Raw genomic sequence first — 21,155 nt, 5'->3', positions numbered from 1 at the left:
CCGGCGCCTCAGGCCGCCTGCCGGCCGCGCTCGGGCAGCACCGCCGCGTGGATCGCCTCGCGCAGCGCGTGCGCGGCGAGCGGCTTGTGCAGAATGCGGAAACCGCTGGCATCCAGTTCGCGCAGGCGGTCGGGCGCGGTGTCGCCCGTGACCACCAGCGCCGGCACCTCGGCGCCCAGGCAGCCGCGCAGCGCGGCAATCGCGGCAAAGCCGGTGACGCCTCCCGCCAGGCGGTAGTCCACGATCAGCAGATCCACCGGCGCCGGCCCCTGCGCCGCGGCGGCGGCATGGGCCGCGCACGCCTGCGGCGCGGTGGCGCCGGCATAAACTGCGTGGCCCCATAGCGCCAGCAGCTCGCTCAGCGCCGCCAGCACGCGCGCGTCGTCGTCCACCAGCATGATGCCGAGGCGGTGCTGCGAGGACGGCGCGCCGTCCTCGCCGGCGGGCGCGGGCACGGGAGCGGGCGCCGCCGGCGCGGCCGCATACGCCACCAGCACCGAGAAGCGGGCGCCGCGCCCCGGCACCGAGCGCAGGCCGATCTCGTGGCCGAGCAGGGCGGCCAGCCGCCGCACGATGGCCAGGCCCAGGCCCAGCCCTTCCTCGGGATGGCGCTGGGTCTCGGGCAGTTGCGCGAATTCCTCGAACACCCTGGCCTGCTGCGCGCAGGCGATGCCGGGCCCCTGGTCGACCACCTGGATCTCCATGCCGTGCGGCCGGCGCCGCGCGCCGAGCAGGATCTTGCCGCCGGGCGCGTAGCGCAGCGCGTTGGACAGCAGGTTGTCGAGAATGCGCCGCAGCAGCGCCGGGTCGGTGTCGATCCATGCCTCGGTGGCCACCACGCGCAGCTCGCCGCCGCGCTGGCGCGCCTGCCCTGCATACTCGCCGCCCAGCTCGCGCAGCAACGCGCCCAGCGCCACCGGGCGCCGCGCCACCGGCATCAGCCCGGCGTCCAGCCGCGACACGTTGAGCAGGCCGTCGAGCAGGTCGCCCATATGGGCCAGCGTGCCGTCGATGCGCGCCGCCACCTGGATGGCCTGGGCCGCCGGCACGTCGCCGCGCCGCGCCACGCTGGACAGCGTGGCGGTGAACAGGCCCAGCGCGTGCACCGGCTGGCGCAGGTCGTGGCTGGCGGCGGCCAGGAAACGGGTCTTGGCGTTGTCCGCGGCGGTGGCCCGGTCGCGCTCGCGCTCGAGCTGGCCGATCAGCGCCACGTTCTCGAAGCGCAGGCGCACGCCCTCGAGCACGCTGCGGTAGGTCACGCGGCAGTAGTAGAGGTTGACGCAGGCCAGGCACAGCGCGAAGGCGAAGAACACGTTGTAGAGCGGGCCGCCCTGCCACAGGCAGTTGAGCATGAACGGCAGCACCATCGCCGTCATGGTCCCGACATAGGTCAGCGGGCGCGCCGACAGCGAGGGAATCGCGCCGCAGGTCATGCCGGCGATGATGATGATGCAGAACGCCACCAGGGTCGGGTCGGGCGGCAGGAAGACGGCCGACCCGAGCCATCCCCACAACAGCCCGGACAGCCACGACATGACCGTGAAGCGCTGCGCCCACGCGCGTGGCGACAGGCTGCGCGGCGCGGCCAGCGAGGCCGGCGTGAGCGGCGCCGTGCCCTCGGCCCGCGCATGGCGGAAGTACTGCACCGAGTTGAAGATGCGCACCGCGGTGAGCAGGTAGACCACGGCCAGCCAGCCCAGCAGCAGCGTCAGCGGGGCGCCCCGCTGCAGCACGTAGAGCGCCGGCAGCGGAATGATGAAGTTGGCGAACATCACCGCGTTGGACTGCCGGTAGAGCAGCCCCACCATCGCCGCCTCGACCTGTCCCTCCGCGCAGGGCCGCGGCGCGGCGGCCTGGCCGCCGGTCCGTGCCGTCGGGTCTGGGGAAGATGCTGGGGCGGGCATTGGCGATCCGGTGATGGGTGGGCGCGGGCTGGCCGGTTCTGCAGAAACCGGAGCCTGATAATATCGCGTTCGTCCGCGCGCGTCCGCGCCCGACAAACAACACTTCCTCGCCGCCGGCCCTGCCCACCGCCACGATGCACGCCCTCCCCGCCCCGCTGCGCGCCGTGCTGGCCGACGACCACCCCCTGGTCCTCGCCGGCCTGCAGATGCTGTTCTCGACCGTGGACGGCATCACGGTGGTCGGAGAAGCCACCCATGCCGGCGAACTCACGGCGCTGCTCGCGCGCGCGGCGGCCGACCTGCTGGTGGTGGACCTCGGCCTGCTCGGCCCCGACGCCTTCCGCGCGCTGCGCGAGCTGCGCGGGCGCCATGCGGCGCTGCGCATCCTCGTGCTGACCGGCAATACCGCGCCCGGCACCGCCGACGCCGCGCTGGCGGCCGGGGCCGACGGCTTCCTGTTCAAGGACGGCAATATCGGCGCGCTGCTGCCGGCCATCGAGGCCCTGCGCGCGGGGCGGCGGTAAGGGCGGCATCAGGGACGACATTGAGGGCGGCGTTCAGGGCAACGCCAAGGCGGTCCCGCCCTCGTTCCGCCGGAATCCCTTCGCGGGCTTCGCCCCGCCACCCTTGCGCCGGGCTGGCGCCGCGCCGGCGTCCGCCCGCGCGACGGCAGCGGGCGGGCGCGGAAATCGAGGCATGCCAAATACCTCATTCGCCACAAAGAATTCTCTTGCGTTCTATATCGATTGATATAGTATCTCGTTCTATATCGGTTGATATATAACATGACGCACCTCGGGAACCGCGGCCGCCGCGCGGCCAGGCCCGTCGCCGGAGAAGTTCATGTCACAAGACACCATCGCCGCCCCGGTGCGCGGCGCGCCCCCGCTGGACATCGAGGCCATGTTCGCCATGCTGGCCGGCCTTTGCGCCAGCCTGGTCGCCATCGGCCTGGCGCGCTTCGCCTACACGCCGCTGATCCCGCCGCTGATCCAGGCGCACTGGTTCACGTCGTCGCAGGCGGTCACGCTCGGCGCGGCCAATTTCGCCGGCTACCTCGCCGGCGCCCTGCTGGGCCGCCCCATCGCGGCCGCGCTGTCCAACCGCACCGCGCTGCGCCTGCTGATGCTGGTCGCCGCGCTGGCGTTCTTCGCCTGCGCGTTCCCGCTGTCGGTGGGCTGGTTCTTCGTGTGGCGCTTTGCCTCGGGCCTGTCGGGCGGCGCCATCATGGTGCTGGTGGCGACGACCATCCTGCCGCACATCCCGCCGGCGCGCCGCGGTTTTGCCGGCGGCATGATCTTCCTCGGGCTCGGGCTGGGCATCGCGGCCTCGGGCACCCTGATTCCGCAGTTGCTGCGCTTTGGCCTGCGGGACACCTGGATCGGGCTCGGCACGGTCGCGCTGGTGCTGACCGCGGTGAGCTGGTTCGGCTGGCCCGCCGGCAACGCGCCGCAGCCGGCAACCCCGGCCGCCGCGCCGGGGCAGCCCGCCGCGCCGCCGGCCCGCCGCGAAGGCCCGGCCATGCGGGTGCTGTACGCCCAATATGCCGCCAACGCGCTGGGGCTGGTGCCGGCGATGGTGCTGCTGGTCGACTACGTGGCGCGCGGGCTGGGCCGCGGCGCGGCGGCCGGCTCCGGCTACTGGGTGCTGTACGGCGTCGCGGCCATCGCCGGCCCGGTGCTGTGCGGCAACGTGGCGGACCGCATCGGCTTCCGCGCGGCCTACCGCATCGCGCTGGCGCTGCAGGCGCTGGCCGCGGGCCTGCTGGCGCTGTCCGGCAACGGCGTGCTGATCGGCGTGGCCACGGTCATCCTCGGCGTCTTCACGCCGGGCATCGTGCCGCTGGTGCTCGGCCGCATCCACGAGATGGTGCCGCACGACCACGCGGAACAGCGCGCGGCGTGGAGCCGCGCGACCACCGCGTTCGCGCTGTTCCAGGCGCTCGGCGGCTACGGCTACTCCTACCTGTTCGGCGCCACCCACAACAACTACGCGCTCATCTTCGCCTGCGGCGGCGTGGCGCTCGCGCTGGCGCTGCTGGCCGACTTCGCGCTGCGCCGCCGGCAGGCGGGCGGCGCGCGCTGAATGCCGCCGGCCCGGGCAAGCACGCCTTGCGGCCGGGCCGGCCTTGCGCTATTCCGTTAGCATGCGCGGCGCATCCGGCCCGCCTGGAGAACGGTCATGGCACAACATCACGCGGCACCCGGTGAAATCGTCAGGCTCCGCCCGCAGGGCGCGGCGCTGCGGCAAACCCAGAACCTGACCCTGGTCCGCGCGCCGGACCTGCAGGTCATGCGGCTGGTGCTGCTGGCCGGCAAGTCGCTGCCGGCACACAGCGTGCCCGGCGCGCTGACCGTGCACTGCCTCGAAGGCGCGATCGAGATGGAAGCGCACGGCAGCACCCAGCGCATGGAGGCCGGCGACCTGATGTTCGTGGCGGCGGGCGCGCCGCACGCGCTGCGCGGCATCGAGGATGCGTCGCTGCTGGTGACGCTGCTGCATCACCGCGACGCATAGGCGCTCCCCCGCGCTGACCGCTTCTCAGCGCCGCTCCGGCGCGATGCCCGCGATGGCCGCCGCGAAGCGCGCGTGCGCCTGCGGGTCGACCGGCTTGTGCTTCTTCTGCGTGCTGGCCGGGTCGTTGTCCAGGCAGTTGTTGTTGCGCCAGTTGCGCGCCGGCCGCACCGGCCGCGCCGTGAAGCCGCCGCCGCAGTTGGGGCATACGTTCTGCAGGATGCCGTCCACGCACGCGGCGCAGAACGTGCATTCGTAGCTGCAGATGCGCGCGTCCGTCGCCGCCGGCGGCAGCGCCTTGTCGCAATGTTCGCAAGTGGGTCGCAGTTGTAGCATCATGTCTCCCGTATCGACGTGGCCAGGTAATTTACATGACATGGTAGGAACAAGGCTGCCCGCCGGAAAGCCGGCAATCTGCCACGCTGCGTAAAAAACCTGCCATGCCAGGCGACCTTCCTCCGAAACCCGATGAAACGGATCTACTTCGTGGTGCCGCCCAGCGTGCACGTGCTGGACCTGGCCGGGCCGCTGCAACTGTTCGGCGCGCTCGGCGAGCTGGGACTGGGCGCGGTCGAGTGCATCTGCGCGGGGCCGGAGCGCGAGCTGCGCAGCTTCCAGGGGCTGGCGCTGAGCGCGCTGCGGCCCCTGCCGGCGAAGCTGGCGCGCGGCGACACCGTGATCGTGGCCGGCTGCAAGCTCGCGCCCGACGCCCCGCTCGCGCCCGGCAACCGCGTGCTCGTGCGCTGGCTGCAAGAGGTGGCGCGCCCGCGCCTGGGCGACATCACGCTGGCCAGCGTCTGCACCGGCGCGTGGCTGCTGGCCGCCGCCGGGCTGCTCGACGGGCGCCACTGCACCACGCACCACGACTACCTGGAGCGGCTGCAGCAGCGCTACCCCGCCGCGCGCGTGCTGGCCAACCGCCTGCTGGTCGACGACGGCGGGCTGGTCACATCGGCCGGCGTCACCGCCGGCATCGATCTCGCGCTGCACCTGATCGCGCGGGACTTCGGCGCGCCCGCGGCGATCCGCGTGGCGCGCGACAACGTGGTGCCGTTCCGGCGCCTGAGCCAGGACCCGGCGCTCGACGCGCAATTGCGCTATCGCGGCCACGACCACGCGGTGATCCACGCGGTGCAGGATTTCCTCACGGCCCGGCCGGACTACGCGCTGCCCTACGAGGCGCTGGCCGCCCGCTTCGCGCTGAGCTACCGTCAACTCGCGCGGCTGTTCCGGCAGCAATGCGGCGTGACGCTCAAGCAGTACCAGCAGCAGTTGCGCATCGCGCTGGCGCGGCGGCTGCTCAGGGAAAGCGACTGGCCGGTGGAACAGGTGGCCGCGCGGTGCGGCTTCGCCAGCCCGCACGCATTCCGCGCGGCGTGGCGGCTCGAAGAGCCGGTGACGCCTTCCGCGTGGCGCGTCACACCCTGAACCCGGCGAGGCGCTATATTGGAAGCTCGCTTTTGATCCACCAGAAAGGAGCATCGCATGAAAGCCAGCTTTAGCCGCCTCGCCGCCGTATCGATCCTGACCGCCGCCCTGTTGCCGGCGGCGGCCCACGCGCAACTCGGCGACCTGCTCAAGGGCGCCACGCAAGGCAACGGCTCGGGCGGCGGCAGCGGCGGCCTGGGAGGGCTGGCCGGCAGCCTGGGCGGCGGGGGCGGCGGCATGCCTTCGCTGCAATCGCTGAGCTCGGGCAGCACCGGCAACGTGGCCGGCGTGCTGGAGTTCTGCGTCAAGAACAACTACCTGGGCGGCGGCAGCGGCGCCGCCTCGGTCAAGGACAAGCTGCTGGGCAAGCTCGGCGGCGCGCCGGCGTCCGACCCCGGCTACAGCGAAGGCGCCAAGGGCATCCTCAGCAGCGCCGAGGGCGGCAAGCTCGACCTCAGCGGCGGCGGCCTCAAGGAGCAGATCACCAAGCAGGTCTGCGACAAGATCCTTGCACAGGGCAAGTCGCTGCTCTAGCCACCGCCGCCGCCATCGCGGCGCGCTTCAGGCCGCCAGGCGGAAGGCGGACACCGCCTGGTGCAGCGCGCCGGCCTGGTCTTCCAGCGAGGCCGCGGCCGCGCTGGCCTGCTCCACCAGCGCCGCGTTCTGCTGCGTCATCTGGTCCATCTGCGAGACCGCGCGGTTGACCTCCTCGATGCCGGTGCGCTGCTCGGCCGTGGCCGAGGCGATGCCGTCCATGATGGCGGTCACGCGGCCCACCGCGCTGACGATCTCGGCCATCGTCTGGCCGGCCTGCTCGACCAGCGCCGAGCCGCTGTCGACCTGCCCCGTCGATTCCACGATCAGGGTCTTGATCTCCTTGGCCGCGCTCGCGCTGCGCTGCGCGAGGTTGCGCACCTCGCCGGCCACCACGGCGAAGCCGCGGCCCTGCTCGCCGGCGCGCGCGGCTTCCACCGCGGCGTTGAGCGCCAGGATATTGGTCTGGAAGGCGATGCCGTCGATCACGCCGATGATGTCGTTGATCTTGCGCGAGCTGGCGGTGATGCCGCGCATCTTGTCCACCACCTCGCTCACCACGCTGCCGCCCTGCTGCGCGATCTGCGCGGCGTCGGCCACGTACTGGCTGGCCTCGGCGGCGTTGTCGGCATTCTGGCGCACGGTGGCGGTGAGCTGCTCCATGCTGGCGGCGGTCTGCTGCAGCGAGGCGGCCTGCTGCTCGGTGCGGCCCGACAGGTCGGAGTTGCCGGCGGCGATCTGCTGCGCCGCGGCGCTGATGGAATCGGCCGCCTGCTGGATGCCCCCCACGGTGCCGGCGAGCTGGTCGCGCATATGGCCGATCGCGTACATCAGGCTGGCGCGGTCGTCCGGCGCGGTGCCGGCGCGCACGGTCAGGTCGCCGGAGGCCATGCGCAGGGCCAGCGCGGCGGCGTCGGCGGGCTCGCCGCCCACCGATTTCTGGATGCTGCGGATCACCAGCGTGGCCACGCCGGAGATCACGATGCCGAGCAGCACCAGCAGGCCGACCGACTGATACAGCGACGAGCGGAACTGGGCCTCCACGTCATCCATGTAGGTGCCCGCCACCAGATCCCAGTTCCACGGCTTGTAGCGCGCCACGTAGCCGATCTTGGGGCTGGGCTGGTCGCTGCCCGGCTTGGGCCACCAGTAGTCCAGGTGCCCGGCGCCCTCGGGCGAGGCGCCGCGCGCGGCGATCTCGACGTAGAGCGCCTTGCCCTTCGCGTCCTTGAAATCGATCATGTTCTTGCCGTTGAGCTTGGCGTTGATCGGGTGCATCACCAGCACCGAATCGGCGCCCACGATGGTGATGTAGCCATCCTTGCCGTAGCGCTGCGCGGCGATGCGGGCGGTGGCCTGGGCCTTGGCCTCGGCTTCGCTCATCTTGCCCTGGCGCGCCAGTTCCGCGTAGTCGCGCACCAGCGAGAGCGACATGTCGACCACGTTGGCCAGCTCGCCGCGGCGGTCGGCCATCTGCAGCTGCCGGGTCTGGAAGGCGTGCATCACGGTCAGCAGCAGCAGGCCGAGCCAGGCCAGCACAAGGGGAATCCACAGCTTTTTCGCAGGGTCAGGTGGTTCATGACGAGGTTCGCGTTATCGGGACGGGCACCGGCCATGCAAAAGGCAGGCGGTGTTCCCCCGGATATCGGAGCACGCCCTGCCTTCTTTAGCGCCGCATGCGGTATTCCCGCGCGCGGTGCCGGAAACACCAAAAAGATGCCGGACGATGCCTCGCGATGACGACACGATTCATCATGTCGGCGCAATGCGCCGGCTTCGCGGCGCAGCCACGCCGGGTAAAAACTACCGCCCCGGATCACTTAAATCCCGTTACAATCCGCCTCGCACCCGCGCTGCTTTTGCAACCGGGTTGCAAAAGGATCGAAGGTGCCCCGCCCGCGTTGCGCGGTCAGGGGTTAAACGGGAAACAGGTGCGCCGCCCCGCCGCGGCAAGTCCTGTGCTGCCCCCGCAACGGTCAGCAGGTAGAAAGGTGTCACGCCGCGCCCCACAAGCAGCGGCAGCCACTGCGCGCAACCACGCGCGGGAAGGCGGCACCCCGGACGCGCCCACCCGGCAGCGCATCCCCCTGCGAGCCCGGATACCGGCCTTGCGACCCATCACAGCGGCTGCGGACGGGCACCGCGCGTGAGGCCGACGGGCATGCGCCCGGCGCCGGCGCGCGCGCGTCCGTGGCTGGTTCGTTCATTGCCGCGGGCGGGGTCGCCCGCGGCCAACGATGGAAAGTCCATGTCCGCGCGCCACCGCCTTGCCCGCACCCTGCTGCCCGCCTCCGGCCGGCTCCGCTTCATCCCCATCCGCCGCACGCTGGCGCGCCACTGCGCGCTGGCCCTGTCGCTGGGCGCCTTCGCCGGTGCCGGCGCGGACGCCGCCCGCGCTGCCGACGACACCGAGGCCGGCCGCCCGCCGGCGCGCCCGGCGCAGAAAGAGGCCGCGGCGCTGCCGCCGGTGGTGGTCAGCGGCGCCGCGCTGCCGCCGGGCCTGTCGCTGTCGGAACCCGCCAGCACCGGCAGCCGCCTGGGGCTGACGCCGCTCGAGACCCCGGCCAGCATCGAGGTGCTGTCCGGCGAGACCATCCGCGAGCGCGGCGACCAGAGCGTGAGCGACGCGGTGTCGCGCGCCACCGGCATCACCGCCGCCGGCGCGCCCGGCAACGGCGGCACGGCGCTTGCCGCGCGCGGCTTCTCGGGCCAGGGCTCGGTCATGCAGCTGTACGACGGCACGCGCCTGTACGTGGCGGCCGGCACCGTCACCTTCCCGTTCGATACGTGGTCGGTGGACCGCATCGAGGTGCTGCGCGGCGCGGCCTCCGTGATGTACGGCGAGGGCGCCATCGGCGGCGTGGTCAACGTGATCCCGAAAAAGCCGCTGCGCGGCCCCATCACCAACGAGCTGCAGCTCACCGGCGGCACGCAGCGCACCGCGCGCGCGGCCTTCGACAGCGGCGGCGCGGTCAACGAGAACCTGTCCTACCGCTTCAACGTCAACTACGGCCGCTCCGCCGGCTGGGTGGACCGCGGCGAATCGCGCGACGTGGACGTGTCCGCCGCGGTGCGGCTCGACGTCTCGCCGGCATTCAACCTCACGCTGTCCTACGACGACGGCGACCAGCACCCGATGCGCTACCTGGGCACGCCGCTGGTCAACGGCAGCCTGGATACCTCGCTGCGCACGAAGAACTACAACGTGGGCGACAGCACCATCACCTACCGCGACCGCTGGACCCGGCTGGCCGCCGAATGGCAGCCCAACGAGCGCGTGGCCGTGCGCAACCAGTTCTATTACCTCACCAGCCAGCGCCACTGGCGCGACTCGGAGTCCTACACCTACCTGCCCGCCACCGGGCAGGTGCGCCGCACCGACTACCTGGAGATCCTGCACGACCAGGAACAGATCGGCGACCGCGCCGACCTGAAGGTCGACGGCCAGCTGTTCGGCCTGGCCAACACGGTCATGGCGGGCTTCGACGTCAACCGCATCAACTTCACCCACAGCAACAACTCGCCCTACGGCGGCGCCTCCACCGTCGGCGCGTACCAGTTCGACCCGGGCCAGTTCTTCAGCCCGCCGGGCGTGGTCACTTCGCCGCGCTACCGCACCCACACCACCCAGGCCGCCCTGTTCGGCGAGGACCGCCTCAAGCTCACGCGGCAATGGTCGGTGATCGGCGGCGTGCGCTTCGACCATGCCCAGCTCGAGCGCGGCAACCTGCTGACCGGCGACGACTGGACCCGCACCTTCAACAACGCCACCTGGCGCGCGGGCACGGTCTACGAGTTCACGCCGTCGCTGTCGGTCTACGCGCAGTACGCCACCGCCACCGATCCGCTCGGCGCGCTGATCACCACCTCGGACGCGCAGAAGGACTTCCGGCTCGCCACCGGCCGGCAGATCGAGGCCGGCGTCAAGCAGGCGTTCTGGAACAGGCGCGGCGAATGGACCTTCGCCGCATACCAGATCGTCAAGAAGAACCTGCTCACGCGCGATGCCGGCAACCCTGCGCTGTCGGTGCAGGTGGGCGAGCAGTCCTCGCGCGGGCTGGAGGCGTCGCTCAGCATCGAGCTGATGCGCGGCCTGCGCGTGGATGCCAACGGCACCGTGCTGCGCGCCCGCTACGACGACTTCGCCGAAAGCGTCAACAGCGCACTGGTCTCGCGCAACGGCAACGTGCCGACCGGCGTGCCGCAGCAGGCCGCCAACCTGTGGCTGACCTGGGCCTTCGCGCCGCAGTGGCAGGCGGGCGGCGGCCTGCGCTACGTGGGCCGGCGCTATACCCACAACGCCAACACCGCGGCCATGCCTTCGTACACGGTGGTGGATGCCGCGCTGCAGTGGCGTGTGTCGCGCCAGACCGCGCTGGCGCTGCGCGTCTACAACCTGTTCAACCGCGACTACGCCGAGACCTCCGGCAACAGCGGCGGACAGTGGCTGCTGGGCCGCCCGCGCGCGGCCGAGCTGTCGGCCAACTTCTATTTCTAGCCCGGCCGTGGCGCGCCCTTTGCTGTCCTGGCCGGAACGCTGCTGGCGCTGCGCGCGCCGCTGGCTCTACCTGGTGCACCGCTGGGCCGGGATCGCCGGCTGCCTGCTGATCGCCATGTGGTTCCTGTCCGGGCTGGTCATGATGTACGTGGCGTTCCCCGCGCTGACCGACAGCGAGCGCCACGCCGGCCTGCCGCCGCTGGACCTGCCGGCGGTGCGCGTCGCGCCCGCCGCGGCCCTGGCCGGCGCGGGGCTGGACCGCTTCCCGCGCAGCCTGCGCCTGGAGATGATGGGCGCGCTGCCGGTCTACCGCATGGTTGACTGGCGCGGCCAGCCGCATACGGTCTCGGCGCGCGACGGCACGCGCATCGAACAGGTGGACGCCGCCGCCGCGCGCGACATCGCCGCGCGCTTCGCCGGCGCGCCCGGCGCGCGCTGGGCCGAGACCGCCGCGCGCGACCAGTGGACCGTGCCCAACGGCCTGAACGCCTGGCGCCCGCTGCACCGCATCGCGCTCGGCGACGCCGCCGGCACCGAGCTGTACGTGTCCGCGCGCACCGGTGAAGTCATGCGCGACACGAACCGCGCCGAGCGCTTCTGGAACTGGCTGGGCGCCGTGCCGCACTGGCTGTATTTCACACCGGTGCGCGCCGACCCGCCGCTGTGGCGCCAGGTGGTGCTGTGGACCTCCGGCGTGTGCGTCGCCGTGGCGGCGAGCGGCATCTGGATCGGCTGGCTGCGGCTGCGCGTGCGCCGCCGCTTCGCGCACGGCAGCGCGGGCGGCACCTCGCCCTACCACGGCTGGATGGCCTGGCACCACGTCGCCGGGCTCGGCGGCGCGCTGTTCCTGCTGGCGTGGCTGGCGAGCGGCTGGCTCTCGGTCAATCCCAACCAGTGGTTCCCCGCGCGCAACTTCGACCAGGCCGCGCTGGAGCGCTACGCGGGACAGACGCTGCCGCGCTTCCCCGAGCTCGACGGCGATGCGCTGGCCGCGCGGCTGGACGGCATGGCCGCGCCGCGCGAGATCCGCATGGTCTGGCAGGCAGGACTGCCGCTGCTGCTGGCGGCGGGCGCGGGCAACGACAGCCGCGCCGTGCGCGCCGACGGCGGCCGCGCGCCCGCGCCGGACGACGCGGCGCTGACCGCCGCCGCGGCCAGCCTCGTGCCCGGTGCCCGCGTCGCCGGCAGCGAACGGCTCACGCAGCCCGATGCCTACTGGTATGGCCATCACCAGCCGCGCCGGCTGCCGGTGCTGCGCGTGCGCTTCGACGATGCCGCCGCCACCTGGGCCTACCTCGACCCGGCCAGCGGCAGCCTGCTCGGCCGCAGCGACCGCAGCCGGCGCGCCTACCGCTGGCTGTTCAACGCCGCGCATAGCTGGGACCTCGGCTGGCTGCTGCAACACCGCCCGGCGTGGGACATTGCCATGTGGGCACTGTCCATCGCCGGGCTCGTCATCTCCGTCAGCGGCATGGTGATAGGCTGGCGGCGCCTGTTCCGCCCGCGCCCGCGCCGCTCCTGAAAACCGCCGTCCACCCGATACGTCCACCGCCCCATGCTCCGCTTCCTCGCCAGCATCTTCAACGACCAGCACGACGACGTGCGCCGCAAGACCATCGCCTTGTACGCCTTGCTGATCGCCGCCAACGTGGGCGCCTGGATCTGGGCGCTGGCCGCGTTCCGCGACCATCCCATGCTGCTGGCCTCGGCCGTGCTGGCCTACACACTCGGCCTGCGCCACGCGGTGGACGCCGACCACATCGCCGCCATCGACAACGTCACGCGCAAGCTGATGCAGGAAGGCAAGCGCCCGGTCACGGTCGGCTTCTTCTTCTCGCTCGGGCACTCCACCGTGGTCACGCTGATGTCGGTCGGCATCGCCATCGCCGCGGCGGCGCTGCAGACGCGCTTCGCCGACATGAAGGCCGTGGGCGGCATGATCGGCACCAGCGTCTCGGCGCTGTTCCTGTTCCTGCTGGCCTTCTTCAACCTGCTGATCCTGATCTCGGTGTGGCGCGCGTTCCGCGCCGTCAGGCGCGGCGAGCCGCTCAGGGAGCAGGACCTGGACCTGCTGCTCAACAACCGCGGCTTCCTCGCGCGCCTCTTCCGCCCGCTGTTCCGCCTCGCCAGCCGCAGCTGGCACCTGTTCCCGATGGGCCTGCTGTTCGGCCTGGGCTTCGACACCGCCACCGAGGTGGCGCTGTTCGGCCTGTCCGCGGCCGAGGCCGCCAAGGGCGTGCCGTTCTGGACCATCATGGTGTTCCCGGCGCTGTTCACCGCGGGCATGTCGCTGGTGGACACCACCGACGGCATCCTGATGCTGGGCGCCTACGGCTGGGCCTTCACCAAGCCGATCCGCAAGCTCTACTACAACATGACCATCACGCTGGTCTCGGTGGTGGTGGCGGTGGTGATCGGCGGCATCGAGGCGCTCGGCCTGATCGCCGACAAGCTCGGCCTGGCGGGCGGCCTGTGGGACGTGGTCGGCGAGCTCAACGCGCACTTCGGCATGCTCGGCTACGTCATCATCGGCGTGTTCGTGCTGAGCTGGCTGGTGTCGATGGTGGTGTACCGCGTGCGGCGGTACGACGAGATCGAGGTGCGGATGGGGTGACGGCGCGCCGCTGCAAATGCGATGTGAGCGCGGTGCAGCAGCGATGAAAACGGCACGAAGCCGCCTGCGCATGCGCGCGGAACGGCCCGCGCGGCGGCGGACTCAGGCGAACACGATGCCGCCGGCCCGCCGCATCGCATCCGCCAGCGCCACGTCGAAGGTCGCCAGCGCCGCGCCGCTGCGCAGCGCGAGATCCAGGTAACTGGCGTCATAGGCGGTCAGCGCGTGCTCGCGGGCCAGCCCCATGACGACCTCGCTGCGCTCCGCGGGCGCCGCCACGTCGGTCTCGATCGGCAGGCGGCCGAGCTTGGCGACGAAATCCGCCACCTGGGCCTCGCTCACGACCTGCCTGCGCTCGGCCACCAGCAGCGCGTTGGCGGTCTCCACGTGCCACAGCGGCGGCACCAGCACGCGGCATGACGGCAGCGCCGCGAGCACCCGCCCGGCGCAATCGGCCTGCGCCGGCTCCGTCCGCTCGAACAGCCAGGCCAGCGCCACGGAGGCATCCAGCACCAGCGTCGCCGGCACCGCGGACACCACCGGCACCGCCGACGTCACCGGCGCCCCTCCGCGATCCAGCGGCCGAGTTCGTCGGCCGCCACACCCTGCACCCGGGTAGTGGCGCGCATCGCCGCGACCGCGGCTTCCGCGCCGAGCCGGCTGTTGTCCGCGCTCGGCACGAGGTCCGCAATGGGACGGCCACGCTGGGTGATGGTGAAACGCTCGCCCTGCTCCACCTTGCGCAGCAATTCGGGCAGCCTGGTCTTGGCATCGTAGGAACCCACCTCGACGAACATGCTAGCCTCCATCCGGTCTATGAACTGGTCTAGTCTAGCAAATTTGATGGAGGTGGTGCGGGCAACGCTTGCGTTGCGTTGTTGTGCGGTCACATGAGCTCCTTTCACGATGACGTCGGATGGCACAAATGGCTTCGGATGCATGCAGGATGCGGGGTATTTTCAGCCGCCATCCGATTCTGGGCACCCGCGACCATCGCCAGGAAGTCCCGGATTCTCATTTTAGGAGTGCTTCCACCGCCACCCACTCCCCATCCCACGCCGCCGCCAGTTCGCGGCAGCGCCCCAGCGCCACCGTCTGCTGTTCGAAGTCCACCACCATCACGGCATCCGCCCCGCGCGGACGTGCAGGCTGCTCCGCGCTGCGGCCGTCGCTGAGCAGCCACAGCCAGCGCTGCTGCGCCGGGCGGCGGCGGGCGGCGCCGGCCAGCACCTCGCCCGCGCGCTGCATGCCGAGCGCGAGCGGCGTGCCGCCGCCGCCGGCGATCGGACGTACCCAGGCTTCGCTCCACGGCCGCGCGCGGGCCGGCTGGAGGCGGACTTCGGCGTGGCTGCCGGCAAAGCACACCAGCGCGACCTCGGCGCGGGCCTGGTAGGCGCGCTGGAGCAGGCGCAGCAGCACGCCCTTGGCCTGCGCGAGCTGGCGGCCGTGCAGCATGGAGGCGGAGCAGTCCAGCACGAAGCAATGCAGCACGCCGGCGTGGCCATGCTGCGCGCGCAGGCGCAGATGCGCGGGCGCGAGCGGCGCGGCGCCCTTGGCGGCGAGCGTGCGCGGCCAGTGGATGCGGGTGCCGGCAAGACGGCCTTGCTGCGGCCGTGGCGCGGCGAAACGAGGGGCTTGCCACCGGTTGCCGCCCTGCCCGGAATCGGCGGCGGCCTGCCGGTGGCTCAGGCTTTTTTTGCGGGCAGCGGCCTCACGGATTTGACCGGAGCGATGCCGGCCGCGCCGCTGTCCGCGGGCGACGGCAATGCGCCCCAGGGATTGGCCGCGCTGCTGGCGTCGCCGCGCTCGCCCGCCTGCGCGTCAGCCGGCGCGTCAGCCTCCGCGCCGTCCGGCGCGCGGCCGGCATCGGGCGGCGCCTGCCGGCGATGATGCAGCACCAGTTCCGCCACGGCATCCACATGCGCCGGCACGATGGCGGCGTCGCCTTGCAGCGCGGCGAGCGCGCGCGCCGCGCGCAGCATCACGAGGTCGGCGCGCACGCCGTCCACGGCGGCATCGAGGCACAGGCGGCTGACGCGCTCGTGCACGGCATCGCCGAACGGCAGCGCCGCCAGCGCGGCCCGCGCGGCGCGCACCTGCCGCGTCAACGCTTCCTGCGCGCCGGCGTGGCGCGCGCGCAGCGCCTCGGGATCGGTGTCGAAGGCCAGCCGGGTGCGCACGATGGCCTGGCGCTGCGCCGCGTCGGTGCAGTTCTCCAGCGTCAGCGCGAGGCCGAAGCGGTCCAGCAGTTGCGGGCGCAGCTCGCCTTCCTCGGGGTTCATGGTGCCGACCAGCACGAAGCGCGCCTCGTGCTGGTGCGAGACGCCGTCGCGCTCCACCACGTTGACGCCGCTGGCGGCCACGTCGAGCAACTGGTCGACGAGATGGTCGGGCAGCAGGTTGACCTCGTCCACGTAGAGCACGCCCTGGTGCGCGCGCGCCAGCAGCCCCGGCGCGAAGCGTACCTCGCTCTGGCGCAGCACGTGGCCGAGGTCCAGCGTGCCGACGAGCTGTTCCTCGCTGGCGCCCAGCGGCAGCGTGACGAACTGCCCTTCGGGCAGCAGCTCGGCCAGCGCGCGCGCGGCGGTGGACTTGGCGGTGCCGCGCGGCCCGCTCACCAGCACGCCGCCGATGCCGGGGTCGACCGCGGCCAGCAGCAGCGCCTGCTGCAGGCGCGGCTGGCCCACCAGCGCGCTGAACGGAAACGGCAAGCGCGGGCGCTGTGCGGCGGCGGTCATCGGGAAGCTCCTTCCAGCGCCTGCTCGCTGTCGAGCAGGTGTCGTTCGAGTTGGGCGCGGCGCTCGCCGGGTGCCTGCCACAGGCCGCGCTGCGCGGCTTCGAGCAGGCGCTCGCAGATGGCGTGCAGCGCGCGCGGGTTGTGGCGGCGCAGGAACGCGCGCGTGTCGGCGTCATTGACGTAGGCATCGGCCACCAGCGCGTATTGGTGGTCGGACACCACGCGCGTGGTGGCATCGAAGCCGAACAGGTAGTCCACGGTGGCGGCCATCTCGAAGGCGCCCTTGTAGCCGTGGCGCTTGACGCCGTCGATCCACTTGGGATTGACCACGCGCGCGCGGATCACGCGGCTGATTTCTTCCTGCAAGGTGCGGATGCGCGGCGCGGCCGGGTTGCTGTGGTCGCCGTGGTAGATGGCCGGCTGCGCGCCGCCGAAGGTGCGCGCGGCGGCGGCCATGCCGCCCTGGAACTGGTAATAGTCGTTGGCGTCGAGCAGGTCGTGCTCGCGGTTGTCCTGGTTCTGCACCACGGCGTCCAGGCCGGACAGGCGCGCGGCAAAGCTGGCGCGCGCCTCCACGCCGTCGGTGCCCTGCCCGTAGGCATGACCGCCGGCGTGCAGGTAGGCCTGGGCGAGGTCGTTGTCGTCCTGCCAGGCGCGGCTCTCGATCAGGTCCTGCAAACCCGTGCCGTAGCCGCCCGGGCGCGCGCCGAACACGCGCCAGCCGGCGCGGCGGCGCGCCTCGGCCGCGGGCAGGCCCTGTGCTTCGAGGCGGGCGCGCTCGGCCAGCACGCGCGCGCGCAGCGGGTTGAGCTCGGGCGGCTCGTCCAGCTCGGCCACGGCCTGCACGGCGGCGTCGAACAGCCGCATGACGTTGGCGAAGGCGTCGCGGAAGAAGCCCGACACACGCAGCGTCACGTCCACGCGCGGGCGGTCGAAGATGGCCATCGGCAGGATCTCGAAGTCCGTCACGCGGAAGCTGCCCGCGGCCCACCTGGGCCGCACGCCCATCAGCGCGAAGGCCTGCGCGATGTCGTCGCCGCCGCTGCGCATGGTGGCCGTGCCCCACACCGACAGGCCCACCGCGCGCGGGTAGTCGCCGTGCTCCTGAAGATGGCGCTCGATCAACTGGTTGGCGGACTTGAGGCCGAGCGTCCACGCCGTGCGCGTGGGCACCGCGCGCGTGTCGACCGAATAGAAATTGCGGCCCGTGGGCAGCACGTCGGGCCGGCCGCGCGACGGTGCGCCGCTCGGGCCGGGCGGCACGAAGCGCCCCGCCAGCCCGCGCGCGAGCTGCCGCATTTCCTGCTCGCCGCAGGCGTCCAGCCTGGGCGCTACCTCGGCGCGCAGGCGCGCCACCACGGCGGCGGCGCGCGGCAGGCCGGCGGGCGCGGCGTCCTCGTCGAGCAGGCGCGTCGCCAGCAATTCGAGCCGCTCGCGCGTGTCGCCGTGGTGGCGCCACGCGCCGGCGTCGACGGCCGCCAGCGGCGCCGGGCGCGGGCCCTGCCACGGCGCGCCCCAGTCCGCGTCGAGCGGATCGAAGCCCTCGCCCAGGCCGAGGTCGGCGGCCAGCGCCGTCAGCAGGCCCGCTTGCGCGCCGCGGCCGTCGCCGCTCGGGAAGCGGCCCAGCGCGAGCAGCGTGTCGCGCCGCTGGCGCCCTTGCGGCGACACGCCGAACACGTGCAGGCCGTCGCGGATCTGCGATTCCTTGAGCTCGCACAGGTAGGCGTCGGTGCGGTTGAGCAGCGCGTCCTCGCCGTCGCTGTCGGCCGGCGCGTCGAGTCCCAGCTCGCGGTGCAGCTGCTGGTCGACGATCAGCTCGAGGATGGACTTGCGCAGCAGCCGCGCGCGCCGCGGGTCCACCGCCAGCGCCTCGTAGTATTCGTCGACCTGGCGCTCCAGGTCCTGCAGCGGGCCGTAGTTCTCGGCGCGCGTGAGCGGCGGCATCAGGTGGTCGATGATGACCGCCTGCGCGCGCCGCTTGGCCTGCGCGCCCTCGCCGGGGTCGTTGACGATGAACGGGTAGAGATGCGGCAGCGGGCCGAGGATGGCGTCGGGCCAGCAGGTGTCGGCCAGCGCCACGCTCTTGCCGGGCAGCCATTCCAGGTTGCCGTGCTTGCCGACGTGGACGATGGCATCGGCGCCGAACGCATGGCGCAGCCAGAAATAGAAAGCCAGGTAGCCGTGCGGCGGCACCAGTTCCGCGTCGTGGTAGCTGGCGTAGCCGCACGTGCCGGCCTCGCCGGCCTCGCCGGGCAGCGCATGGTCGCGCGCCGGCTGCAGGCCGACGAACAGGTGGCCGCTGCGCACGCCGGCGATCATGAAGCGGCCCTGCCGCACCATCGGGTCCTGCTCCGGACTGCCCCATTGCGCGGCGATGGCGCACTGGTTCTCTTCGGGCAGGCCGCGCAGGTGGCGCAGGTAGTCCGCCATCGCCAGGCTCTGGAAGGCCGGGCGCCAGCCGTGCTGGGCGAGGTCGTTGGTGATGCCCTGCGTGAGCCCGCGCATCAGCGCGTCGCCGTCGGCGGGCAGGCCTTCGCAGTGATAGCCCTGCTCGCGCAGCATGGCGAGGATGCCGACCACCGAGGCCGGCGTGTCGAGGCCCACGCCATTGCCGATGCGCCCTTCGCTGGACGGATAATTGGCCAGCACCAGCGCCACGCGCTTGTCCGCGTCGGGCAGCTCGCGCAGGCGGCACCAGCGCCGCGCCAGCTCGGCCACGAAGGCGATGCGCCCGGCGTCGGGCTGGTAGCGCACCACGTCCACCTCGGTGTGCGGGCAGCGATAGGCCAGGCCCTTGAAGCTGACCGCGCGCGTGATGATGCGGCCGTCCACCTCGGGCATGGCGATGTGCATGGCCACGTCGCGCGCGCCCAGGCCCTGGTTGTCGCGCAGCCAGTCCTCGCGGTTGCCGCCGCTGAGCACCACCTGCAGCACCGGCGCGTCGCCGGCCAGCGCCATCGTCCCGGGCGCGTCGAGCGAGGACACGGCGAAGGCCGTGGTGTTGAGCACCAGCGCCGCGCCATGCTCGGCGCAAAGCTGCTGCAGGACCTCGCGGCACAGCGTGTCCTTGAGCGAGTTCACCGCCAGCGGCAGCGGGTTGAGGCCCTCGGCGCGCAGCGCGGCGATCAGCGCGTCGAACACCGCGGTGTTGCCCGCCTGCAGGTGCGCGCGGTAGAACACCAGCGCCGCCACCGGCGCGCCGGCGCGCCAGTCGCGCTGCCAGTCCGCCATCGTGGCGACGCCGTGCGCCGGATGGTAGAGCGCGGCCTGCGGCAGCACGCGCGGCTGCAAGGCCGGCTCGCCCCAGCCGAACGCATGGTGCGCGAGGCAGCGGAAGAACTGCTCGGCGTTGTCGGCGCCGCCTTCGCGCAGGTAGCGCCACAGCGTATTGGCCAGCGCCGCCGGCGCGTTGCCGCGCGCGAGCAGGTTGGCGTCCTCGGCGAGGTCGCCCGAGAACATCACCAGCAACTGGCCGCGCGCGCGGGCGAGCTCGGTCAGCCGCTCCAGGCCGTAGGCCCAGTCGCTGTCGCCGCCGAGGTGGTCCACCACCACCACGCTGGCATGCTGCAACACGTCGTCCACGTACAGGTCGAGCGAGGCCGGCTGGCGCAGGTACATCTGGTTGGCCAGCCGCACCGTGGGGAAGTCTTCGCCCAGGCGCGGGAACACGCCGGCCAGCAGCGACAGCGTGGTGTCCGCCGCGCTCAGCACCACGATGCGCGCCGGGCTCTGCGCGATGCGCACCACGCCGGCATTGTCGTCGACGAAGCCGCCCGGGCGGGTGGAAAGCAGGTGCATGCGCGTGACGGCGCGTCAGCCCTGCGCCGTGGCGAGCGCGGCTTCGAGGGCCGCCTGCAGCGTGGCCCGCTCGAGGTCCTGGCCGATCAGCACGATGCGCGTGGCCTGCGCCTCGCCCGGCTGCCAGCGGCGGTCGAAGTAGCCGTCGAAGCGGCGACCCACGCCATGCAGCACGAGGCGCATGGGCTTGCCGGGCAACCGGGCAAAGCCCTTGACGCGGTAGATGGTGTGCTGCTCCACCAGTTGCTGCAGGGCGCCGACCAGATGCTCGCGCTCCACCTCGCCGAGCTCCACCACCACCGAGTCGAATTCGTCGTGATGATGGTCCGGGTCGTCCGCCGAGCCGTGGTGATCCGGGCGCAGGTGGATGGTGTCCTCGGAGGCGCGGTTCAGCCCGAGCAGCAGCGCCACGTCGAGCTTGCCGCCCTGCGCGCCGACGATCTTCACCTCGGCGGGAATCTCGGGGCGGATCAGCGCTTCCACTTCGGCGCGCTGCGCGGCGTCGATCAGGTCGGTCTTGTTGAGGATCACGAGATCGGCCGAGCCGAGCTGGTCCTCGAACAGTTCGTGCAGCGGCGATTCGTGGTCGAGGTTGGGATCGGCCTTGCGCTGCGCGTCCACCGCGTCGGGGTCGGCGGCGAACTGGCCGGCCGCCGCGGCGGCGCCGTCGACCACCGTGACCACCGCGTCCACGGTGAACGCGTTCTTGATGCTGGGCCAGTTGAAGGCCTGCACCAGCGGCCTGGGCAGCGCGAGGCCGGAGGTCTCGATCAGCACGTGGTCGATGTCGGCGCGGCGCTCCAGCAGTTGCTCCATCACCGGGAAGAACTCTTCCTGCACGGTGCAGCACAGGCAGCCGTTGGCCAGCTCATAGAGCTGGCCGTTGCTCTCGCCCGTCTCGTCGCAGCCGATGCCGCAGCCCTTGAGAATCTCGCCGTCGATGCCGAGCTCGCCGAACTCGTTGACGATCACCGCGATGCGGCGCCCGCCGGCGTTCTCGAGGATGTGGCGCAGCAGCGTGGTCTTGCCGCTGCCGAGGAAGCCGGTGACGATGGTGGCGGGGATCTTGCTGGTCTGCATGATGGTGGCGGGCTCGGGAAATCGGGCGTCTGGAGAGGCCGCGGCCGG

16 protein-coding genes, 1 pseudogene and 1 riboswitch are annotated in these 21,155 nt (G+C 72.4%); of the genes and pseudogenes, 8 read left to right on the top strand and 9 right to left on the bottom strand.

What is annotated here, in order from left to right; translation table 11 throughout:
* Positions 1-8: 8 nt before the first annotated feature.
* Positions 9-1,904 (bottom strand): ATP-binding response regulator, encoded by a 1,896-nt coding sequence (locus KF708C_RS08655; RefSeq protein ID WP_231586404.1) that lies wholly within the window; start codon positions 1,902-1,904, stop codon positions 9-11.
* A gap of 134 nt (positions 1,905-2,038) precedes the next feature.
* On the opposite strand from KF708C_RS08655, the gene KF708C_RS08650 reads away from it, so the two are divergent.
* The 3 genes from KF708C_RS08650 (at position 2,039) to KF708C_RS08640 (ending at position 4,421) form a co-directional block, all read left to right on the top strand.
* Positions 2,039-2,428, top strand: coding sequence for a response regulator (locus tag KF708C_RS08650; RefSeq protein WP_020202944.1), 390 nt, complete (start codon positions 2,039-2,041; stop codon positions 2,426-2,428).
* A gap of 319 nt (positions 2,429-2,747) precedes the next feature.
* On the top strand, positions 2,748-3,989 hold the full coding sequence (locus KF708C_RS08645) for a YbfB/YjiJ family MFS transporter (RefSeq protein WP_059411481.1): 1,242 nt from the start codon (positions 2,748-2,750) through the stop codon (positions 3,987-3,989).
* A 96-nt stretch (positions 3,990-4,085) separates the two neighbouring features.
* Positions 4,086-4,421 (top strand): cupin domain-containing protein, encoded by a 336-nt coding sequence (locus KF708C_RS08640; protein WP_059411480.1) that lies wholly within the window; start codon positions 4,086-4,088, stop codon positions 4,419-4,421.
* 24 nt (positions 4,422-4,445) lie between these two features.
* On the opposite strand, the gene KF708C_RS08635 is transcribed toward KF708C_RS08640, so the two are convergent.
* Positions 4,446-4,754, bottom strand: coding sequence for a DUF1272 domain-containing protein (locus KF708C_RS08635; protein ID WP_059411848.1), 309 nt, complete (start codon positions 4,752-4,754; stop codon positions 4,446-4,448).
* Positions 4,755-4,886: 132 nt separating this feature from the next.
* Here KF708C_RS08635 and KF708C_RS08630 point away from each other — a divergent pair, with 132 nt between their 5' ends.
* Together KF708C_RS08630 and KF708C_RS08625 are read left to right on the top strand one after the other, a co-directional pair.
* Positions 4,887-5,846 carry a GlxA family transcriptional regulator gene (locus KF708C_RS08630; protein ID WP_082079475.1) on the top strand — a complete coding sequence of 320 codons (960 nt, stop codon included), beginning with the start codon at positions 4,887-4,889 and terminating at the stop codon, positions 5,844-5,846.
* A gap of 57 nt (positions 5,847-5,903) precedes the next feature.
* Positions 5,904-6,380, top strand: coding sequence for a DUF2501 domain-containing protein (locus tag KF708C_RS08625; RefSeq protein ID WP_059411479.1), 477 nt, complete (start codon positions 5,904-5,906; stop codon positions 6,378-6,380).
* 27 nt (positions 6,381-6,407) lie between these two features.
* Here the strand turns inward: KF708C_RS08625 and KF708C_RS08620 are convergent.
* Positions 6,408-7,960, bottom strand: a pseudogene (locus KF708C_RS08620) (methyl-accepting chemotaxis protein).
* A gap of 288 nt (positions 7,961-8,248) precedes the next feature.
* A riboswitch (cobalamin riboswitch) is annotated at positions 8,249-8,506 on the top strand.
* 122 nt (positions 8,507-8,628) lie between these two features.
* On the opposite strand from KF708C_RS08620, the gene KF708C_RS08615 reads away from it, so the two are divergent.
* Genes KF708C_RS08615 through KF708C_RS08605 form a run of 3 tightly spaced genes read left to right on the top strand, consistent with a single transcriptional unit; the run spans position 8,629 to position 13,492 of the window.
* Positions 8,629-10,878, top strand: a complete 2,250-nt coding sequence (locus KF708C_RS08615) for a TonB-dependent receptor (RefSeq protein ID WP_059411478.1) — start codon at positions 8,629-8,631, stop codon at positions 10,876-10,878.
* A gap of 19 nt (positions 10,879-10,897) precedes the next feature.
* Positions 10,898-12,400, top strand: coding sequence for a PepSY domain-containing protein (locus tag KF708C_RS08610; protein WP_059411477.1), 1,503 nt, complete (start codon positions 10,898-10,900; stop codon positions 12,398-12,400).
* 33 nt (positions 12,401-12,433) lie between these two features.
* A complete protein-coding gene (locus KF708C_RS08605) occupies positions 12,434-13,492 on the top strand; it encodes a HoxN/HupN/NixA family nickel/cobalt transporter (protein ID WP_020202954.1) in 1,059 nt (352 codons plus the stop codon).
* A 102-nt stretch (positions 13,493-13,594) separates the two neighbouring features.
* Here the strand turns inward: KF708C_RS08605 and KF708C_RS08600 are convergent, their stop codons facing one another.
* The 6 genes from KF708C_RS08600 to cobW all read right to left on the bottom strand — a co-directional run bounded on the left by KF708C_RS08600 (position 13,595) and on the right by cobW (position 21,107).
* Entirely contained in the window at positions 13,595-14,050 is a 456-nt protein-coding gene (locus tag KF708C_RS08600; protein WP_020202955.1) for a type II toxin-antitoxin system VapC family toxin, read from the bottom strand.
* Positions 14,047-14,382 (bottom strand): type II toxin-antitoxin system Phd/YefM family antitoxin, encoded by a 336-nt coding sequence (locus KF708C_RS08595; RefSeq protein ID WP_231586403.1) that lies wholly within the window; start codon positions 14,380-14,382, stop codon positions 14,047-14,049. Before KF708C_RS08595 ends, KF708C_RS08600 begins: the two co-directional genes overlap by 4 nt.
* Positions 14,383-14,506: 124 nt before the next feature.
* Positions 14,507-14,983: a vWA domain-containing protein gene (locus KF708C_RS08590; protein WP_082079474.1), complete on the bottom strand. Its 477-nt coding sequence runs from the start codon at positions 14,981-14,983 to the stop codon at positions 14,507-14,509.
* Positions 14,984-15,177: 194 nt separating this feature from the next.
* Entirely contained in the window at positions 15,178-16,230 is a 1,053-nt protein-coding gene (locus tag KF708C_RS08585; RefSeq protein WP_059411475.1) for an ATP-binding protein, read from the bottom strand.
* Entirely contained in the window at positions 16,227-20,027 is a 3,801-nt protein-coding gene (gene cobN, locus KF708C_RS08580) for a cobaltochelatase subunit CobN (RefSeq protein ID WP_059411474.1), read from the bottom strand. Before cobN ends, KF708C_RS08585 begins: the two co-directional genes overlap by 4 nt.
* Before the next feature lie 15 nt (positions 20,028-20,042).
* A complete protein-coding gene (cobW, locus tag KF708C_RS08575) occupies positions 20,043-21,107 on the bottom strand; it encodes a cobalamin biosynthesis protein CobW (RefSeq protein ID WP_020202961.1) in 1,065 nt (354 codons plus the stop codon).
* Positions 21,108-21,155: the final 48 nt, after the last annotated feature.

The sequence above is a fragment of the Cupriavidus basilensis genome (assembly GCF_000876015.1).
In the GTDB taxonomy this organism is placed as follows: domain Bacteria; phylum Pseudomonadota; class Gammaproteobacteria; order Burkholderiales; family Burkholderiaceae; genus Cupriavidus; species Cupriavidus basilensis_B.
This window is presented reverse-complemented; position numbering and strand designations above follow the sequence as displayed.

Bases quoted from the DNA above. Each gene is read 5' to 3' on its own strand.
- KF708C_RS08655 (WP_231586404.1), bottom strand. From the start codon at position 1,904: ATGCCCGCCCCAGCATCTTCCCCAGACCCGACGGCACGGACCGGCGGC.
- cobN (WP_059411474.1), bottom strand. From the start codon at position 20,027: ATGCACCTGCTTTCCACCCGCCCGGGCGGCTTCGTCGACGACAATGCC.
- KF708C_RS08650 (WP_020202944.1), top strand. From the start codon at position 2,039: ATGCACGCCCTCCCCGCCCCGCTGCGCGCCGTGCTGGCCGACGACCAC.
- KF708C_RS08585 (WP_059411475.1), bottom strand. From the start codon at position 16,230: ATGACCGCCGCCGCACAGCGCCCGCGCTTGCCGTTTCCGTTCAGCGCG.
- KF708C_RS08630 (WP_082079475.1), top strand. From the start codon at position 4,887: ATGAAACGGATCTACTTCGTGGTGCCGCCCAGCGTGCACGTGCTGGAC.
- KF708C_RS08635 (WP_059411848.1), bottom strand. From the start codon at position 4,754: ATGCTACAACTGCGACCCACTTGCGAACATTGCGACAAGGCGCTGCCG.
- cobW (WP_020202961.1), bottom strand. From the start codon at position 21,107: ATGCAGACCAGCAAGATCCCCGCCACCATCGTCACCGGCTTCCTCGGC.
- KF708C_RS08625 (WP_059411479.1), top strand. From the start codon at position 5,904: ATGAAAGCCAGCTTTAGCCGCCTCGCCGCCGTATCGATCCTGACCGCC.
- KF708C_RS08605 (WP_020202954.1), top strand. From the start codon at position 12,434: ATGCTCCGCTTCCTCGCCAGCATCTTCAACGACCAGCACGACGACGTG.
- KF708C_RS08645 (WP_059411481.1), top strand. From the start codon at position 2,748: ATGTCACAAGACACCATCGCCGCCCCGGTGCGCGGCGCGCCCCCGCTG.
- KF708C_RS08615 (WP_059411478.1), top strand. From the start codon at position 8,629: ATGTCCGCGCGCCACCGCCTTGCCCGCACCCTGCTGCCCGCCTCCGGC.
- KF708C_RS08640 (WP_059411480.1), top strand. From the start codon at position 4,086: ATGGCACAACATCACGCGGCACCCGGTGAAATCGTCAGGCTCCGCCCG.